The 15,811-nt window shown below is 69.1% G+C and carries 21 protein-coding genes; 14 read left to right on the top strand and 7 right to left on the bottom strand.

All coding sequences use genetic code 11. From position 1 onward, the window contains the following. Positions 1 to 57 precede the first annotated feature (57 nt). Positions 58 to 1,068: an isopenicillin N synthase family dioxygenase gene (locus ACFVW6_RS18455; RefSeq protein WP_378829039.1), complete on the top strand. Its 1,011-nt coding sequence runs from the start codon at positions 58 to 60 to the stop codon at positions 1,066 to 1,068. Positions 1,069 to 1,490: 422 nt separating this feature from the next. Here ACFVW6_RS18455 and ACFVW6_RS18450 read toward each other — a convergent pair whose 3' ends face one another. Next, complete coding sequence (locus tag ACFVW6_RS18450; protein WP_378829037.1) at positions 1,491 to 1,865, bottom strand: VOC family protein; 375 nt, start codon at positions 1,863 to 1,865, stop codon at positions 1,491 to 1,493. A 62-nt stretch (positions 1,866 to 1,927) separates the two neighbouring features. Between ACFVW6_RS18450 and ACFVW6_RS18445 the strand changes: the two genes are divergently transcribed. The 3 genes from ACFVW6_RS18445 to ACFVW6_RS18435 all read left to right on the top strand — a co-directional run bounded on the left by ACFVW6_RS18445 (position 1,928) and on the right by ACFVW6_RS18435 (position 2,619). Next, entirely contained in the window at positions 1,928 to 2,101 is a 174-nt protein-coding gene (locus ACFVW6_RS18445) for a hypothetical protein (protein ID WP_378829035.1), read from the top strand. A 109-nt stretch (positions 2,102 to 2,210) separates the two neighbouring features. After that, entirely contained in the window at positions 2,211 to 2,393 is a 183-nt protein-coding gene (locus ACFVW6_RS18440) for a hypothetical protein (RefSeq protein ID WP_378829033.1), read from the top strand. A 100-nt stretch (positions 2,394 to 2,493) separates the two neighbouring features. Further along, positions 2,494 to 2,619, top strand: a complete 126-nt coding sequence (locus ACFVW6_RS18435) for a hypothetical protein (RefSeq protein ID WP_378829030.1) — start codon at positions 2,494 to 2,496, stop codon at positions 2,617 to 2,619. 142 nt (positions 2,620 to 2,761) lie between these two features. Here the strand turns inward: ACFVW6_RS18435 and ACFVW6_RS18430 are convergent, their stop codons facing one another. The 5 genes from ACFVW6_RS18430 to ACFVW6_RS18410 all read right to left on the bottom strand — a co-directional run bounded on the left by ACFVW6_RS18430 (position 2,762) and on the right by ACFVW6_RS18410 (position 5,111). Then, positions 2,762 to 3,289: a flavin reductase family protein gene (locus ACFVW6_RS18430; RefSeq protein WP_378829028.1), complete on the bottom strand. Its 528-nt coding sequence runs from the start codon at positions 3,287 to 3,289 to the stop codon at positions 2,762 to 2,764. After that, complete coding sequence (locus ACFVW6_RS18425) at positions 3,270 to 3,476, bottom strand: cold-shock protein (protein ID WP_378829026.1); 207 nt, start codon at positions 3,474 to 3,476, stop codon at positions 3,270 to 3,272. Before ACFVW6_RS18425 ends, ACFVW6_RS18430 begins: the two co-directional genes overlap by 20 nt. Before the next feature lie 2 nt (positions 3,477 to 3,478). Further along, complete coding sequence (locus tag ACFVW6_RS18420; RefSeq protein WP_378829024.1) at positions 3,479 to 4,009, bottom strand: CinA family protein; 531 nt, start codon at positions 4,007 to 4,009, stop codon at positions 3,479 to 3,481. Positions 4,010 to 4,103: 94 nt separating this feature from the next. Then, the gene (locus ACFVW6_RS18415) at positions 4,104 to 4,571 is read right to left on the bottom strand and encodes an SRPBCC family protein (RefSeq protein ID WP_378829022.1); all 468 of its coding nucleotides are present in this window, start codon (positions 4,569 to 4,571) and stop codon (positions 4,104 to 4,106) included. A gap of 141 nt (positions 4,572 to 4,712) precedes the next feature. After that, positions 4,713 to 5,111, bottom strand: coding sequence for a hypothetical protein (locus ACFVW6_RS18410; protein ID WP_378829020.1), 399 nt, complete (start codon positions 5,109 to 5,111; stop codon positions 4,713 to 4,715). A gap of 162 nt (positions 5,112 to 5,273) precedes the next feature. On the opposite strand from ACFVW6_RS18410, the gene ACFVW6_RS18405 reads away from it, so the two are divergent. The 9 genes from ACFVW6_RS18405 (at position 5,274) to ACFVW6_RS18365 (ending at position 14,582) form a co-directional block, all read left to right on the top strand. Continuing rightward, positions 5,274 to 6,329 (top strand): mechanosensitive ion channel family protein, encoded by a 1,056-nt coding sequence (locus ACFVW6_RS18405; protein WP_378829018.1) that lies wholly within the window; start codon positions 5,274 to 5,276, stop codon positions 6,327 to 6,329. 124 nt (positions 6,330 to 6,453) lie between these two features. Beyond that, positions 6,454 to 6,954, top strand: coding sequence for a 2Fe-2S iron-sulfur cluster-binding protein (locus ACFVW6_RS18400; RefSeq protein ID WP_378829015.1), 501 nt, complete (start codon positions 6,454 to 6,456; stop codon positions 6,952 to 6,954). Next, positions 6,951 to 7,940: an FAD binding domain-containing protein gene (locus ACFVW6_RS18395; protein WP_378829013.1), complete on the top strand. Its 990-nt coding sequence runs from the start codon at positions 6,951 to 6,953 to the stop codon at positions 7,938 to 7,940. Before ACFVW6_RS18400 ends, ACFVW6_RS18395 begins: the two co-directional genes overlap by 4 nt. Beyond that, positions 7,940 to 10,027 (top strand): xanthine dehydrogenase family protein molybdopterin-binding subunit, encoded by a 2,088-nt coding sequence (locus ACFVW6_RS18390; RefSeq protein WP_378829011.1) that lies wholly within the window; start codon positions 7,940 to 7,942, stop codon positions 10,025 to 10,027. The genes ACFVW6_RS18395 and ACFVW6_RS18390 overlap by 1 nt, the downstream gene beginning before the upstream one ends. Positions 10,028 to 10,188: 161 nt before the next feature. After that, the gene (locus ACFVW6_RS18385) at positions 10,189 to 10,989 is read left to right on the top strand and encodes a DUF4239 domain-containing protein (protein ID WP_378829009.1); all 801 of its coding nucleotides are present in this window, start codon (positions 10,189 to 10,191) and stop codon (positions 10,987 to 10,989) included. Positions 10,990 to 11,059: 70 nt separating this feature from the next. After that, on the top strand, positions 11,060 to 11,914 hold the full coding sequence (locus ACFVW6_RS18380) for a hypothetical protein (protein ID WP_378829007.1): 855 nt from the start codon (positions 11,060 to 11,062) through the stop codon (positions 11,912 to 11,914). Positions 11,915 to 12,042: 128 nt separating this feature from the next. Continuing rightward, the gene (locus ACFVW6_RS18375; RefSeq protein WP_378829005.1) at positions 12,043 to 12,429 is read left to right on the top strand and encodes a low affinity iron permease family protein; all 387 of its coding nucleotides are present in this window, start codon (positions 12,043 to 12,045) and stop codon (positions 12,427 to 12,429) included. Between the two features lie 75 nt (positions 12,430 to 12,504). Next, entirely contained in the window at positions 12,505 to 13,584 is a 1,080-nt protein-coding gene (locus ACFVW6_RS18370; protein WP_378829003.1) for an alkaline phosphatase family protein, read from the top strand. A gap of 86 nt (positions 13,585 to 13,670) precedes the next feature. Then, positions 13,671 to 14,582 (top strand): acyl-CoA thioesterase, encoded by a 912-nt coding sequence (locus tag ACFVW6_RS18365; protein ID WP_378829001.1) that lies wholly within the window; start codon positions 13,671 to 13,673, stop codon positions 14,580 to 14,582. Positions 14,583 to 14,682: 100 nt separating this feature from the next. On the opposite strand, the gene ACFVW6_RS18360 is transcribed toward ACFVW6_RS18365, so the two are convergent. Then, the gene (locus ACFVW6_RS18360; protein WP_378828999.1) at positions 14,683 to 15,048 is read right to left on the bottom strand and encodes a VOC family protein; all 366 of its coding nucleotides are present in this window, start codon (positions 15,046 to 15,048) and stop codon (positions 14,683 to 14,685) included. A 97-nt stretch (positions 15,049 to 15,145) separates the two neighbouring features. On the opposite strand from ACFVW6_RS18360, the gene ACFVW6_RS18355 reads away from it, so the two are divergent. Further along, positions 15,146 to 15,646, top strand: coding sequence for a hypothetical protein (locus ACFVW6_RS18355; protein WP_378828997.1), 501 nt, complete (start codon positions 15,146 to 15,148; stop codon positions 15,644 to 15,646). Positions 15,647 to 15,811: the final 165 nt, after the last annotated feature.

Raw genomic sequence — 15,811 nt, 5'->3', positions numbered from 1 at the left:
GTTCACGGTGAACGAAAGGCCTTGTCAGGGGCGGTGTCCGGCCTAGACTCGGGATTCGTGACCTCCAGTCTGCCGCTCGTGGACATCTCGCGGTTCCGTGGCCCGGACACCGATCGCGCCCTCTTTCTCGATGAGCTGCGCCGGGCAGCGAACGAGATCGGGTTCTTCTACGTGGTCGGACACGGTGTCGATCCGGTGCTCACCGACGGAGTGTTCGCGGTCGCGCGGGAGTTCTTCGCCCTGCCGGTCGAGCAGCGGCGGGAGATCGCCAACATCCACTCGCCGCAGTTCCGGGGTTACACCAGCACCGGGCACGAATACACGGCGGGCGCACCGGACCGGCGGGAACAGATCGACATCGGCCCCGAGCGGGCCGCGCGGCCGGCCGGGGGACCGGCCTGGGAGCGGCTGATCGGGCCGAACCAGTGGCCGGTCGCGGTGCCGCGCCTGCGTGCGGTCACCCTGGCGTGGCAGGCCGAGGCGTTGCGGGTCAGCCGGGAAGTGCTGCGCGCCCTGGCCGTCGCGCTCGGGCAGGACGAGGGCTACTTCGACCGGTGGTTCGACGAGGAGGCCTCGACCCACCTCAAGATCATCCACTACCCGGGCCGGGACACCACCGGCGACGACCAGGGCGTCGGCGCCCACAAGGACTACGGGTATCTGGCGCTGCTGCAACAGGACGAGGTCGGCGGGCTGCAGGTGCAGGGGCCCGCGGGCTGGATCGACGTGGTGCCGGTGCCGGGCAGTTTCGTCGTCAACATCGGCGAGATGCTCGAGATCGCCACCCGGGGCTATCTCACGGCCACCCGGCACCGCGTGGTCAGCCCGCCCGCCGGAGTCGACCGATACTCGGTGCCGTTCTTTCTCGGCCCCCGCCTCGACGCGATCGTCGAACCGCTCGACCTGCCCGCCGATCTCGCGGCCCTGGCCCGCGGCGTCAGCCAGGACGCCGACAACCCGCTGCTGGCGGCATTCGGGGAGAACGCGCTGGTCGGCTGGCTGCGATCCCATCCGGCGGTCGCGCAACGCTGGTGGTCCGACGTGCTCGCCGAACGGCGCCGCGAATGAGCGAGCGCTGGTCCTCCGACACCCGGTAGGTGCACGCGGGCGCCCGCCCCGATCTACCGGACCACCTCGTACACACTCGACGACGCCTTCGCCCTGCGTGACCTGGACACCCGCCGTGATCTCGCTCGCCCTGTCCGGCCACAGCACGGTCATCGGTGGGGCCGTGATCGACTCTCGCCGTGTCGAATTCGCCGCCGACCTGGCGCGGCGACCCCAACCAGCAGTGCGACAGCCGAGTCACCCCGGGCCTGGCGCGGCTGTCGGTCGTCGACGACTTGATTGCCGACCTCACGGCCCACTGACTGCGTGAGCGTTTGCCTTCCACGCAGGGATTCTGAAGCACTGCACGATGTTTCCTGCGGGCACGGGCGGAGACTGATCTGACCGATGTCGGTCGGGCGATCGGGAGCGCCCCACCGTTGTCAGCCGAGTACGCGCGATCGAATGTCGGCCGACCATTCCACGTATTCGACATGCGTACCGTCCGGGTGGCGCGCGTAGACCACCCGGCCTGTCGGTGAAACGATCGGCCCGCTGGTGATGTCGCCGCCGATCTCGGTGACGAACTGCTGGGCTGCGTCGAGATCGTCCACGATCACAGGTCCGATGGTGGTGCGGTAGGCACTGATCGATTCTTCCGGACCGGCGATGACGAGGAAATCCCCGACGGCGGCGATTTCGGCGTGCTCGAAACGGAAGCGGAGGTCTGCTGGTGTCCCGGCGAGCTTTTCGTACACGGGCAGCGCTCGGTCGAGATCGGCGACGAACAGGCGTGCGTAGGTCTCGAGGATCTTCACCTGCGCGACGGTACCGACGATGATTGTCGACGGTAAGTACGCACTTCCAGGTGAGAGGTTCCATGGCCGTCGGTGAAGCCGAGCAGCAGGTGCAGGCGGCGGCGGTCGCGCGTCGAATCTTCGCGACGCTGTCGACGAAGTGGGCATTGCCGGTCATCGAGGCGATCGGCACGCGGGAGCGGCGATTCGCCGAGTTGCATCGAGCAGTCGATGAATCCGGTACGAGACCGCGTTGACCGGATGTCGAATTGTGGTCGATTGCACTGTCACGGTTTGGCAACGGCCGTGGTGGTCAACCCTCTTGCTATGACCAACTCACGTAATCGCACAACGACTACGCCGAGCATGGATCTGGCCAACACCATCATCATGGTGGCCACCTGCGTGTTCTTCCTCTTCGGGCTGGTGACACTGAAATCGTCACTGCCGCTGGCACTTGCCGGCGCGACCGGCCTGGGCGCAGCGATGGTGTTCACCATGAAAACTCTCGGCCCGGCCCGACGTCTGGTCGGCAAACACGACAGATAGTTCACGGCACCGCTGAAGTCTCGAAGACCCGGATCCTGATCGAAATCGTGGACGGCGTGCACTGTGTGGGTGCAGGTCGTCGGCCACAACGGTCAACCCGGTGCCCTCGGTGGTCGACCGCATCATCTCCATCGCCGGTCTCACCGCATGGCTGCCGGTCCACGCCTACGTCGTCGACGCGATGGTCGCCCACACGCACACCCCGGCACGCACACCGATCCGCTAGCCCGGCTCGGCACGCCGGTTCCCGTCGCCTGGCATCGGACCTCTCCGCGCGGCATTCGCACAGGGAGACAAGCAGTCTCGAGGACTCACATGAACGGCGCCCACCCGAGCACCGTCACCAGGCCGGCGACCCGCTGAGCCGGTCAGGGCCGGTGACCGGCAGTCAGGTCGGCTACCGCGCTGTTGTGCAAAGCAGCGGCCACGGAGGTCGCCGGCGGCGCGGTGGCGGTGTCCGGATCGAGGACCAGTCCGACGTGGTCCCCGAGGTTGATCCGCTCGACGATGCGGGCAGTGAACCAGCCCGCCGCCGCGGTGAGAACGGGCAGTTGGTGTGGTCCGATGACCCAGTCGCATCGAGCGAACTTGTCGGTCCGGTCGCCGGAGGTGGTGGCGAACAGCCTGGCCACCTTGAAACGGTCCGCGGTGAGCAGGTGCACCGCGAGATGCGTCGCACCGCCCGCGATGACACCGGTGTGGTTGTTCTTCGACAACGCGGCCAGGAATCGGCGTGGGCTGATACCGACCTGCGTGGCGAAGCCGACGAGACAACCAGCACGGCGGCCGCGCGCGACGGTGGTGATCACCCAGACCGGAGCGTCGGCCGCGGCGATCACCGCGTCGAAGGACCGGCAGGTCGAGTCGTCGTCGGAGTCAGTCGACGGCGCGAACATCGGTCGCCTGCAGCCCCCGATCGCTGTGGCCCACCTCGAACTCGACCTTCTGGTTGTCGGCGAGCGTCCGGAATCCGTTGCCCCGGATCTCGGAGAAATGGACGAAGACGTCGGCGCTGCCCTCGTCGGGTCGGATGAAGCCGAAACCCTTCTCCGCGTTGAACCACTTCACAGTGCCCTGAGCCATTGCTACCCGCTCTCCTCGGTCGATACCTCTTGCTCGGAGGATGTCCCCCCACGGGATTCGTAAACAGCGGCGCGGCCTTCCCGCTCCGCCATCGACAGCAGCAACTCGAGCGCGTACCGCACCGACCGAACGAGGACCTCCGACGGGTCTCCGTCGAATCGGCGGTGGCTCGTGCGCACGTCACGGCGGGAAACGACGCAGAACCACACCGATCCGGCGGGTTCCCCATCCTGGGGTCCCGGCCCGCCGACACCGGTGGTGGCGACGGCGATATCGGCATCCATCAGGGCTCGCACCCCCTCGGCCATGGCCATCGCCGCGGTCTCGGAGACGACGGGAACGTCCGGAACGTCGAGCACGTGCCGTTTGACCTCGGTGGCATAGGCGATGACGCCGCCGCGAAACCACACCGCCGAATCCGGCGCGGCGCCGAGGGCGGCGGCGAGATTCCCCGCTGTCAACGACTCGGCGACGGCAACCGTCAGGCCGTGTCTCTCGGCGAGGTCGGCGAGCTGATCGGCGATCGCGTTCATGGTCTCCTCGATGATCGAGCGGGCCCGCGTCCGGGTGGCGCATCGCGAACGCCCCGCACTCGACACGAGCGCGGGGCATCCTCCCTGGGCCGACTCAGATCCCCGCGTCGGGACGGGGGATGTCGCCGCGCCAGGCGCCGGTCTCGAGTCCCTCGCTCTCGATGAACTGCTTGAAGCGCTTCATGTCACCGTTCACGCGGTGCTTCAGCACACCGAGTTTGTCGGCGGCGGTTTCGACGAAGCCGTCCGGGTCGACCTCCATCTGGGCGGTGATCCGGGTGTGGGTGTCGTCGAGGCGATGGAAGGTGATGACTCCGGCGTGGTCGGGTCCGCTGTCGGATCTCCAGGCGACGCGCTCGTCGGGGTGCTGTTCGGTGATGGTGGCGTCGAACTCCCGCGTCGACGGACCGACGTGGATCCGCCAGTGGGTGTGCCGGTCGTCGAGCTGGCTGACCTGCTCCACGCCCTCCATGAAATACGGGAACGTCTCGAACTGCGTCCACTGGTTGTAGGCGGTACGGATCGGGACATCCACATCGACAGTTGCGGCTACCGTGCTCACGAGTACTCCTTCCCCAGCCCGTCGGCGTGACCGCCGCGGGCCGGCTTCGGTCACAGCCGGCGGGCCTTCGAACGCTCGCCGGCTCGTACATCACGGGCCATACCCGGGGTCCGAAAGGGCAAACAGCAGTGGCGAACTCGGTCAGAAACCGGCCAGGCCGGAGGCGAGATCGGGGACGTCGAGTGCCTGGATCACCTGATCGCGCACGTCCGGGCATTGCTCGATGGTCACCGCGTCGACGACCTCGCGATGGCGGGCGACGGAGATGTTGATCGCGCCGTTGCGCAACGCCCAGTTGTGCACGGCGCCGTTGAACGTCGTGCGGGCCACCGCGGTGCCCTGCGACTGCCAGTTCCCGACATCGGCGCGCAGGGCCTCACACAGCTGTGTGCTCGCCTCCGCCCCGATCACCGGTGCTTCGGTGGGACCGGGATCCTGCCCCGGCCCCCGGGGTTCGGTCGTGGTGGCGCAGCCGAGCAGGGCCGCCGCGGCGAAGGCGATGAGCACTCCGACGCGGATCGGGCGGTGGTGGCGGGTCATGGGCTTCCTCCGATCGACAGCTCGGTAGCTGTTCATCGAGTCGCTTGCCCCCGATCGCCGGGGTCAATCAGACCGGGCAACAGGATCTTCATGTCGCCGGCGCGGCGGAGTGGGTATCCGGCGACAGACGGACCGAGTTGACGACGAGAGGAGTTCGATCTCGTGGAGGACATTGTTCGGCCGATGATCGTCGTGTTCGCGACGGTGGCGATCACGGTGTCGGCGGGGCTGGTGATCGACCGGCTGCTGCGCTACGGCGCGCGGCGCAGGCCGGGCACGCATCTGCCGCTGCTGCTGCGACGTACGCGACTTCCGCTGCAGGTACTGCTCGGCGTGCTGGTCCTGCGCGCCAGCTATCCGCTGGCGGCGCTGGACGTGCGCCACGACGCCGTGATCCGCAATATCCTGGCCGCGGCGGCGATTCTCGCCGCGGCGTGGCTGATGGCCCGCGTCGCCGACGCGGTCGCGGAGAACATGTTGCGCCGCTACGCCGAATGCACCAGCGAGATCTCGCGGGTGCGGCAATTGCGCACCCAGCTGGGTCTCGTGCGTCGCGTCGTCACCTCGGTGCTGGTGGTGACGACCGCGGCGGTGGCGATTCTGTTGTTGTTCCCGGGGCTGCGCACGCTGGGCACTTCGCTATTGGCCTCGGCCGGGGTGATCGGCATCATCGCCGGTGTCGCCGCGCAGTCGACGCTGAGCAATCTCATGGCCGGACTGCAGATCGCCTTCGGGGATTCGGTGAAGATCGGCGACACCGTGGTGGTGGAAGGGGAGTGGGGGACCGTGGAGGAGATCACCCTGGCCTTCCTGACGGTGCGGATCTGGGACGACCGCAGGCTGACGATGCCGGTCTCCTACTTCAACAGCAAGCCGTATGAGAACTGGTCACGCGGCGGCCCGGAGGTCACCGGCACGGTACTGCTGCACCTGGACCACAGCACACCGGTGCCGCTGCTGCGGGAGCATTTGCACGACTACCTGCGTGACCGCCCGGAATGGGACGGGCGCAGCTGGAGCCTGCTGGTCACCGACAGCACGCCGACGAACATCGTGGTGCGGGCGGCGATGTCGACCGCCGACGCCGACGACGCGTGGACCCTGCGGTGCGCGGTCCGCGAGGAACTCCTGGACTGGCTCGGCAGACGTCACCCGAACGCCCTGCCCAAGATCCCGACCTCGATCATCCCGGCAGGTGACGGCGCGGCGGCGGCCTAGCGCCGAAGGTTGGTAGCGTGGTCTGCGGGTGTGAGCACAGTGACGAGCAGCAACGGGTGGTCGGCCGAGGCCGGCTGCGTTGGTCGATGTGGAATCGGTGTCCCACCGGCGAGAGGCATCTTCGATGCGCGCGCAGATCAGTGTGACCGTCGACGGAACGGTCCGGACGGTGTCGGTCGACACCCGCGCCACGCTGCTGGACGTGCTGCGCGAACAGCTGGGCGTGACGACGCCGAAGAAGGGCTGCGATCACGGGCAGTGCGGCTCGTGCACCGTCCTGCTGGACGGCCGCCGGGCGATCCTGTGTCTGGCCCTGGCCGTCGCCCACGACGGCGCGACGATCGTCACCGCCGACGGCCTGGCCGACGGTGACCAGCTGCATCCCATCCAGCAGGCCTTCCTCGACCACGACGGTTTCCAGTGCGGGTTCTGCACGCCGGGGCAGATCTGCTCGGCGGTCGGCATGCTCGACGAGCTGCGGGCAGGCAGGCCGAGCCGGGTGAGCGACCCGCGCGCCGAGATCGCGCTGACCGCCGACGAGGTCCGGGAGCGGATGAGCGGCAATCTGTGCCGCTGTGGGGCGTACCCGAACATCGTCGCGGCGATCCTGGAGGCCGGACGATGAGGGAGTTCGACTACGAGCGCGCCGACGACGCCGCCCGGGCGGTGGCCGCGGTGGCCGCCCGGCCCGACGCCGTCTTCCTCGGCGCGGGAACCAATCTCGTCGATCACCTCCGGCTCGGCATCGCCGCGCCCGGCCTGCTGGTCGACGTCAGCAGGTTGCCGTTCGACGAGGTGACCGAGCGTCCGGACGGCGGTGTGCGCATCGGCGCGGCCGTGCGCAACGCCGATCTGGCCGCCCACCCCGTCATCCGCACCCGCTATCCGCTGTTGTCGGCGGCGCTGCTGGCGGGCGCCTCGGCCCAGCTGCGTAATCTGGCCACCACCGGCGGCAATCTGCTGCAGCGCACCCGATGCGCGTACTTCCAGGATCCGACCACGCCGTGCAACAAACGCGTGCCGGGCACCGGTTGCTCGGCGATCGGCGGATTCGACCGGGAACACGCCATCCTCGGCGCATCCGGCGACTGCACCGCCACCCACCCCTCGGACATGGCGGTGGCACTGGTCGCAGTGGACGCGGTGGTCCGCGTACTGGGCACGCACGGCGAACGGGCGATCCCCGTCGACGACCTGCACCGGCTGCCCGGCGACGCCCCCGACCGCGACACCGTGCTCGACCACGGCGACCTGATCACCGCGGTCGACCTGCCACCGCTGCCCATGGCCACCAGGTCCGCCTACCGCAAGGTGCGCGATCGCGCCTCCTTCACCTTCGCGGTGGTATCGGTGGCGGCGGCGCTCGATCTCGCCGACGGTGTCGTGCGAGAGGCGCGGATCGCGTTCGGCGGGGTCGCGCCCAAACCGTGGCGGGCTCGCGCCGCCGAAGCCGTACTGCGCGGCGCCGCCCCCACCGAGCGGAACTTCGCCGCCGCCGCGGACGCCGAACTCGCCGCGGCGAGACCGCAGCGCCAGAACGCTTTCAAGGTCCCGCTGACCCGCGCTGTCCTCGTCGCGACGCTGCGCGAGCTGACCGAACGGGAGGCGTGATGAGCGAGCCGCTGCGCCCACGCGCGATCGGCACCTCGCCCACCCGGATCGACGGACCGGCCAAACTGCGCGGTCTCGCGCCCTACGCGCTGGAACATCCCCAGCAGGACCCGCTGCACGCGTACGCGATCCAGGCCACGATCATCCGTGGTCGCGTGCGGGAGATCGACACCAGCGCGGCCGAGCGGATCGACGGCGTCGTGGCCGTGCTCACCCGGCACAACGCCCCATCGCTGGCCCACGACGACGACAACGAGCTGTTCATCCTGCAGGACGACGACATCCCCTTCCGCGGCAGGCTGATCGGCGCGGTGATCGCGACCAGCCCCGAGGTGGCCCGCGATGCCGCCGACCGGGTGCGGGTGACCTACGACGAGAGTCCTGCCGACGTCGTGCTGAGCGGCGACCGCCCCGATCTCTACGCTCCCGACGACGTCAGCGGCGGTTTCGCCACCGACACCGCGATCGGTGATGTCGACGCCGCGCTCACCCGGGCGCCGGTCGTGATCGACCGGACCTATACGACCTCGATGGTCCACAACAACGCGATGGAGCCGCACGCCACCATCGCGCAGTGGACCGGCGACGCGCTGGTGCTGTTCGACGCCACCCAGGGCCCGCACGTGGTGCGGTCCACGATCGCGTCGTTGTTCGGGCTCGACCCCGAGCGGGTGCGGGTCGTCGCACCGTACGTCGGCGGTGGTTTCGGCTCCAAAGGGGAACCGCACGCCAATATCGTGCTCGCGGCGATGGCGGCGAAGCTGGTCCCCGGCCGGCCGGTGAAACTGCCGCTCACCCGGCAGCAGCTGTACACCCTCACCGGCTACCGCACGCCCACCATCCAGCGGGTCAGGCTCGGTGCGCACCGCGACGGCACCCTGACCGCGATCGCCCACGACGTGATCGAACAGACCTCCACGGTCAAGGAATTCGCCGAGCAGTCCGCGATCGCCTCCCGGATCATGTACTCGGCGACCGACCGGTCCACCTCCCATCGACTCGCGGCCTTGGACGTCCCCGTCTCGTCGTGGATGCGCGCACCGGGACACTGCCCGGGGATGTACGCGGCCGAGACCGCGATCGACGAACTCGCGGTCGCCCTCGGTATGGACCCGATCGCGGTGCGCGTCCACAACGAACCGGAGGTGGATCCGGAGTCGGGGCGCCCGTTCTCCAGCCGCGGTCTCGTGGAGTGTCTGCGGGTGGGCGCCGAGCGATTCGGCTGGGCCGCACGCGATCCGGCACCGCGCGCCCGGCGGGAGGGGCGCTGGCTGGTCGGGTGGGGAGTCGCGGCGGCGACCTATCCAGCCGACGTGTCCGCGGGCAACAGCGCCCGGGTGCGGTACGACGGCGAGCGCTACGAAGTGGCCATCGACGCGATGGATCTCGGCACCGGCACCTGGACGACCCTCGGCCAGATCGCCGCCGACGCCCTCGGGGTCGACCCGCACCATGTCGAGCTGCGGATCGGCGATTCGTGTCTGCCCATCGGGACCGTCGCCGGCGGCTCGAGCGGCATGGCGTCCTGGGGGTCGGCCGTGGTGGCGGCGGCGCGGGCCTTCCGTGACCGGTATGGTCACGCACCCGCCGCCGGCGACGAGCTCACCCTGGCAGCACCCGCGGACCCTGCGCGCGAGAACTATTCGACCCACGCGTTCGGCGCGCACTTCGTCGAGGTGCGGGTCGACATCGACACCGCCGAGATCCGGGTGCCGCGGGCGGTCGGGGTCTTCGCCGTCGGCCGCATCATCAATCCCCGGACCGCGCGTTCCCAATTCCTCGGCGGCATCACCATGGGCCTGTCGATGGCGCTGCTCGAACAGAGCCAGTTCGACGAGCGTTTCGGCCAGGTGATCAACCACGACCTCGCCGCATACCACCTCCCGGTCAACGCCGACGTCGGCGATATCGACGTGAGCTGGATCGAGGAACACGATCCGCACGTCAACCCCATGGGCAGCAAGGGAATCGGCGAGATCGGCATCGTCGGCTCGGCCGCCGCGGTCGGCAACGCGATCTACCACGCCACCGGCGTGCGCGTGCGCCACCTGCCGATCCGCATCGAAGACCTGCTCGGTTCGGTCTGACGACGCCAGGCCGGGGAGTCGCACGCCGGAACGGGAGCTCGAAAGCGACCGCTCGGTTGTAAACCCGTGGCGTGGAAGGGATTCGGAGTGCAATCCATCCGGGGGACCACCGCGAATAACTCTGTGATCGCTTCCACCCCCGGCACGAACGGAGTCGCGGAATGCCAGGAATTCTGTTGCAGCCGGCGGTATTGGCGCTGTTCGTCGGCGTCGCGGTGGGAATCTTCGTGCTGGGAGATCGGGTGCGGCCTGCCTCGTGGCGCCACGACGACGATTCCGGCGCCGGCTCGATGATGCTGGACATGGTCAACATGTTCTTCGCCGCCATCGTGGCGTTCGTCGTGGTGATCCTGTGGCAGCAGTACGACACCTCGCACGCGCACACCGTCTCGGAGGGCAAAGCCCTGGTGAACGTGTATGAGGCCGCGAGCGACATGCCCGAGGCGGATCGCGAGAAGGTCCGCGCCCTGGTGACCGCCTACACCCGGCAGGTGATCGACGAAGAGTGGCAGGTCATGGACGAACAGCGCCGACTGAGCCCGTCTACCCAGGCGACGCTGGATGAACTGCGGGAGACGGTGAATTCGGTGCCCGCCGCCACCGTGGACGCGAAGGCGGACCAGGACGAGACCGCCGCTGCCGTCGCGGCGATCACCGAGGCCCGCTTCGATCGTGGGCTGGACGCCGGGTACCGGTTGCCCGGATTCCTCTACGTCGCCCTGTGGTTCGCCACGGCCATGCTGTTGTTCGGCACCGTCTTCTCCGGTGTCGTGGTCACCAAACGCAGCATCCTGATGACCGCGTTGTTCGGACTCGTGATCGGTGCGGTCATTCTGGCTGTCTACCAACTGGATCGGCCGTTCGCCGGCGGTACTCACGTCGCCAAGGACGCCTACGAGCTCGCCCTCACCCGCTTCCAGGATCTCGCCGCGGAACCGTCCGGCGGCGATCTTCCTCGATGACCGCGGCAAACAGCGATCCCTCGGAGGCATGGTGGACGGAATAGGAAGAGCAGTACGAGGATTCGCGGCAGTGGGGGCGGCTACGGCGCTGTTGGCCGTGCCCGCCCCGCTCGCCGCGGCTGCTCCCGGAATGCCGACGATCGATCAGATCATCAGCGGCAGTGCGGCTCCGGGCACCGCGGCCGCGCCGGATGACGGACAGTCCGGCGGGCAGGAGTTGGGTCTCGGCAGCGCGGCGAAACCGGGCTGGTCCGCGGCGCCGACCGGCAGCTCGGGGGGAGTGATCCCGAGCCCGGCGGCCGGGCGCGCCCTCGGGCTCGGTCCGAGCACGGCCGGCGGACCCGATTCCGGCGTGATGCTCGATCCGACCGCCGGCGGACCCGCGCCTGACGCGACTCCGATCGCCGCCCCGGACACTCTCGGCGGTCTGCTGTACCTCGACCCCGCCTATGTGCTTCCCGCCTGTGTCGGCAGCGCGGCAGTCGGCAGCGCCGCGCTGGGGTCCGGCATCGTCACCGGAAGCGGCATGGGCTCGAGCCTGGTCGGCGTCGGTTCCAGCGGCAGTGCCGGCACGGGCTCGGCCGGTGTGGGCAGCGTGGCGGTCGGCAGCGCCGCGGCGGGGAGTGCCCTGCTGACCTGCGCGCTGTTGCTACCGGCCCCGCACCTGCCGGAGCTCGGGATCCCCCTGGCCATTCCACCGGCACCGGCGGCGCCGGCCGTCGTGCCCGTCCCCGTGCGACTGCCCGAGCCGATCCCATCGATCCCCGCGGCTGCCCCGCCGCTGCCGGTACCGCCGCCGTCCTCGGTCGAATACGCCGCACCGGTTCAGCCACCCGCTTCACCGCCGCTCACTGCACTGCAGGTGATGACGGTCATGATCATTACGATCATCGCGGGCGCGCGTGCTCGCCTGCGCGGTCGCTGAGGTCGGGGGCTTTCTGCCCGGCTCCGGTTGGGGTCCGCGGAATCGGGTATATGCGCGGCGAGGCCACGACCGCTCAACGTCTGGTGGCAGGGCCCGAGGAATTCGCCGACAGCGCCCGAGGTGATCGCGTGGACGCCCGCCGTTTCGCCACGACCATTCCCGATGCCGCGACGCATTGGGCGGGGACCCGCTGGGCCTGGATCCTCGTGTTGGTCGCGGCGATCGCCACGGTAGTCGTCGGCGCCTGCACCCACTTCCCGAGCTGGTGGCAGACCACCGTGTACACCGGCGCGGGTCTGACCAGTGTCGTGATGCTCTTCCTGTTGCAGCACACCACCAATCGCGCCAATCACGCGGTGCTCATCAAGCTCGACGAACTCGTACGCGCCACCAGCGGTGCGCGCGCGGACTTCCTCGACCTCGAGGACCAGCAGGTGCACGAGCAGGAGGAACTGCACGACCGGCTCATCACGGCCGACGACAGCGTGGAGCGCGAGACCGACGATAGCCCCTGAGGGAAGCACACTCTCTATCGGTCAATTGTCCAATTTGCTGGGTGCCGGGGCGGCTCACCGACTACGGTGCCGCGCATGTCTCGCACTCACCGCATCCTCGCGGCCGCAGTTCTGGCCGCCGCCCCACTCGCCGTCGCGGCTCCGGCTCCGGCGGCTCCGATCGTGAACAAGGTCGTGGTCATCGGCATCGATGGCACGCTGTGGAGCGAGGTGTCCGCGGCCGATGCCCCGAATCTCGACCGCCTCGCCGCGCAGGGCACCCTGGCCCGCACCTCCATCGCCCCGCACACCACGATGTCGTGCGTCTCGTGGGCGACGGCGCTAACCGGCGTGTGGGATACCAAGCACGGCATCCAGGACAACGGATCCACCTGCAATGCCGGACCTTTCGCGCAGTACCCGACCGTGTTCACGCAGGTGGAGCGGGAGCGTCCGGCCTTGTCGACGGCGTCCATCGGCACGTGGGACACGATCGGCATGATCGCGCGCACCGGCAGTCCGCAGGCCGATCAGGTCACCGTCACCCAGATCGACCCCACCGGCGCGGGCGCCTGTGAGACCACCGCCGATGACAATGCGGCCGCGGGGGTCGTCTCGGCCATCACCGAGGACGGGACCGACCTGCTGTTCACCCACCTCGACCAGGTCGACATCGTGGGACACACGCTGCGCGGAGTCTGGCCGCAGGCGTATCGCGATGCCATCGCCCGCGTGGACGGTCTGGTCGGAAAGATCACCGCCGCGGTGGACGCGCGGGCGGCCGCGCACTCGAACGAGCGGTGGACGATCCTGGTCACGACCGACCACGGGCACAAGCCGGACGGCGGCCACGGCGGCCAGAGCGCCTACGAGACGGCCAGCTTCGTGATCGCCCGCGGGGCGGGTTTCGCGGCGGGCGCGCAGAACAACGGGTACACCCTCGCCGACATCACGCCGACCGTGCTGGACCTGCTCGATGTCGCGGCTCCGGCGAACCTCGACGGCGAGTCGATGCTGGCCGGCGGCTCGGGGAACCCGGCGGCACCGGTGCCGAATACACCGCCGGTCGATTCCGGCATCACCGGTTCGTCCTCGGGTTCGGCACAGGCGGCGATGGTGGCGAACCCGCTGTGTCTGCTGGGCAGTGGCTCGGCGAGCGGTTCCTCCGACAGGTGATCCAGTCGAGGTAGCGGAACCCGGCCCTGGAGCCCAGGGCCGTCCGCCACCTCGCACCATCTGTCGGCCGTCGACGAGGTGCCCCGGTGGGAAGCGTCCCACTCACCGCGCACCGCGACTACGCCGGCGGCCGCGGCGTATGCGAGCATTCCGCTGTGGCTGGTGGAACAGATAATTGGCCGGTCGTCGACCTGGCCGACCTCCTCGACGTGCTGGATCTCGCCGAGGTCGCGCCCGGACGGTTCCGGGCCAGGAATGTGACGTCGACGCTGCCGACGACGCTGGGCAGTCAGACGCTGGCCCAGGCGGTGGTCGCGGCCGAGCGCACGGTGCCGCACATGGCGGTGCAGTCGCTGCACGGCGTGTTCCCGCGCGGTGGGTACGCCGATCGGGAGGTCGACGTGGACGTCGAGGTCGTTCAGTCGGGGCGGTCGCTGGCCACCGCGCAGGTGTCATTCCGGCAGGACGGGCGTGAGCACGCTCGAGTGCTGGCCATGCTCAGCGTCGACGAGCCGGACTTCCTGGCACACCATGCCGCGCTTCCACCCGAGGTTCCCGGTCCGGACGACTGCGCCGACCTGCCGTGTGCCCTGCTGCCGTGGGAGGTCAGGACACCCGGCGGAGCCGACGCGCTGGCGCTCGACCTCGCGGGCCCACCGTCGCTGGATGTGTGGATGCGCTGCGACAAGGCACCCGATCTGCCGGTGTTCTCGCGGGCGCTGTTGGCCCACGGCAGCGAGGGCTTCCTCGGCCCGGTCGCCACGCGCCCCTACCCGCAGGCCGAGATCGCGCGCCGCGGCGGCCGCGGGAAGTCGGCCATGCTCACCCAGACCATCACCTTCCACCGGCCGTTCACGGTGCACGACTGGCTGCTACTGCGCTGCGAAAGCCCTTTCGCGGGTGCGGGCCGCATGTACGCACGCATCCAGATTTTCACGCGGACAGGGGAATTGGTGGCCTCCGTAGACGCGCAGGGCCTGATGCGCGCGTACGAATAGACCTCGCTGAGCGGCGGGACCCGGGGCATCCTTTCGGAAACCGCTGGATCAACGGGCCGACCGCAGGCGGGTCCGGGAGAAGGCGCCCTTTCTCGGGAGATCAGTCGAGGCAGAACTCGTTGCCCTCGATGTCCTGCATCACCAGGCACGACTCGTTGACTCCGTCGGCGCGCAGCAGACGTACGCGTACCGCGCCGAGGGCGACCAGTCGCGTGCATTCGGATTCGAGCGCTGCCACGCGCTCGTCACCCACGAGCCCGGTACCGACCCGCACGTCGATATGGACCCGGTTCTTCACGACCTTTCCCTCGGGCACACGCTGGAAGTGCAAGCGCGGACCCACGCCCGAGGGATCGGCACACGAGGAGCCCCGGTGCTCGTACCCCAGTACTTCGGACCAGAAACGGGCGACGCGCTCGGGTTCCGCGCAGTCGAAGGTGACCTGGATCTGCTTGACCGACGCCATGAGCTCACCCTAGAGGTGGCCTCTCGGGTCGTCGTCGCTTCGAATCGGCGCGCGCACAATGCTGCAGGGGAGGGCCGCTCGCCTATCATCGGCGAATATGCAGCTACAGGTGAACGACCTCTATGGCGGGGTGGTGGGCACGGTGCTCGCCAGTGTCATGCTGGCGGCTGTTCCGGCCGATCAGACGCCGAGGTATGCGGCGGAGTGGGTTGTGGTGAGCGTGGCCATCGCGGCGATCACGCGCAGCTACGGCCAGCACGTGTCGACGCACAAGGCGGGGGCGTCGTCGGGGTTCTGGACCGATCTCGGGCGCAACATGCTGACGGGGATACCGCTGGTCATCGCCTGCGTGCCGACGCTGATCGTGCTGTTGATCGCGCATCTCGCGGGGTGGAGCGACGACATCGTCCATCCCGACGGGTCGGTGACACCCGGCTACACGACGCTGGCACTGGGCATCAATGCCGCGATCCTGTTCGGCTGGGGTGTGGTGGCGGCCCGCGTGGGTGGCTATTCCAAGTGGGGCGCCTGTGGGGTCGGTATCGCCAACACCACCCTCGGGCTGATCATCATCGTGCTCAACGTCGTCCTCGATTAGCCTGTGCGCCAATGATTTTCGTGGCTAGACCCGTCTGAGGTGACGCGTTCGCGTGTTCGCTGCTCGCGCGTGACGATCAACTCCTCCTCGGTGCCGGTGTGGGTGACCACGTCCGAAGTGTGACGAGCCTGATGTTAACGACGCTTACATTGCTGCTATCGTGGA

Origin of the sequence: Nocardia sp. NPDC058244 (genome assembly GCF_042882065.1) — a bacterium.
In the GTDB taxonomy this organism is placed as follows: Bacteria; Actinomycetota; Actinomycetes; order Mycobacteriales; family Mycobacteriaceae; genus Nocardia.
The sequence above is the reverse complement of the archived record's forward strand: the minus strand, read 5'-3'. Positions and strand labels throughout refer to the sequence as shown.

Bases quoted from the DNA above. Each gene is read 5' to 3' on its own strand.
- ACFVW6_RS18445 (WP_378829035.1), top strand. From the start codon at position 1,928: ATGGCCGTCGGTGAAGCCGAGCAGCAGGTGCAGGCGGCGGCGGTCGCG.
- ACFVW6_RS18440 (WP_378829033.1), top strand. From the start codon at position 2,211: ATGGATCTGGCCAACACCATCATCATGGTGGCCACCTGCGTGTTCTTC.
- ACFVW6_RS18430 (WP_378829028.1), bottom strand. From the start codon at position 3,289: ATGTTCGCGCCGTCGACTGACTCCGACGACGACTCGACCTGCCGGTCC.
- ACFVW6_RS18425 (WP_378829026.1), bottom strand. From the start codon at position 3,476: ATGGCTCAGGGCACTGTGAAGTGGTTCAACGCGGAGAAGGGTTTCGGC.
- ACFVW6_RS18420 (WP_378829024.1), bottom strand. From the start codon at position 4,009: ATGAACGCGATCGCCGATCAGCTCGCCGACCTCGCCGAGAGACACGGC.
- ACFVW6_RS18410 (WP_378829020.1), bottom strand. From the start codon at position 5,111: ATGACCCGCCACCACCGCCCGATCCGCGTCGGAGTGCTCATCGCCTTC.
- ACFVW6_RS18400 (WP_378829015.1), top strand. From the start codon at position 6,454: ATGCGCGCGCAGATCAGTGTGACCGTCGACGGAACGGTCCGGACGGTG.
- ACFVW6_RS18395 (WP_378829013.1), top strand. From the start codon at position 6,951: ATGAGGGAGTTCGACTACGAGCGCGCCGACGACGCCGCCCGGGCGGTG.
- ACFVW6_RS18390 (WP_378829011.1), top strand. From the start codon at position 7,940: ATGAGCGAGCCGCTGCGCCCACGCGCGATCGGCACCTCGCCCACCCGG.
- ACFVW6_RS18385 (WP_378829009.1), top strand. From the start codon at position 10,189: ATGCCAGGAATTCTGTTGCAGCCGGCGGTATTGGCGCTGTTCGTCGGC.
- ACFVW6_RS18370 (WP_378829003.1), top strand. From the start codon at position 12,505: ATGTCTCGCACTCACCGCATCCTCGCGGCCGCAGTTCTGGCCGCCGCC.
- ACFVW6_RS18360 (WP_378828999.1), bottom strand. From the start codon at position 15,048: ATGGCGTCGGTCAAGCAGATCCAGGTCACCTTCGACTGCGCGGAACCC.
- ACFVW6_RS18355 (WP_378828997.1), top strand. From the start codon at position 15,146: ATGCAGCTACAGGTGAACGACCTCTATGGCGGGGTGGTGGGCACGGTG.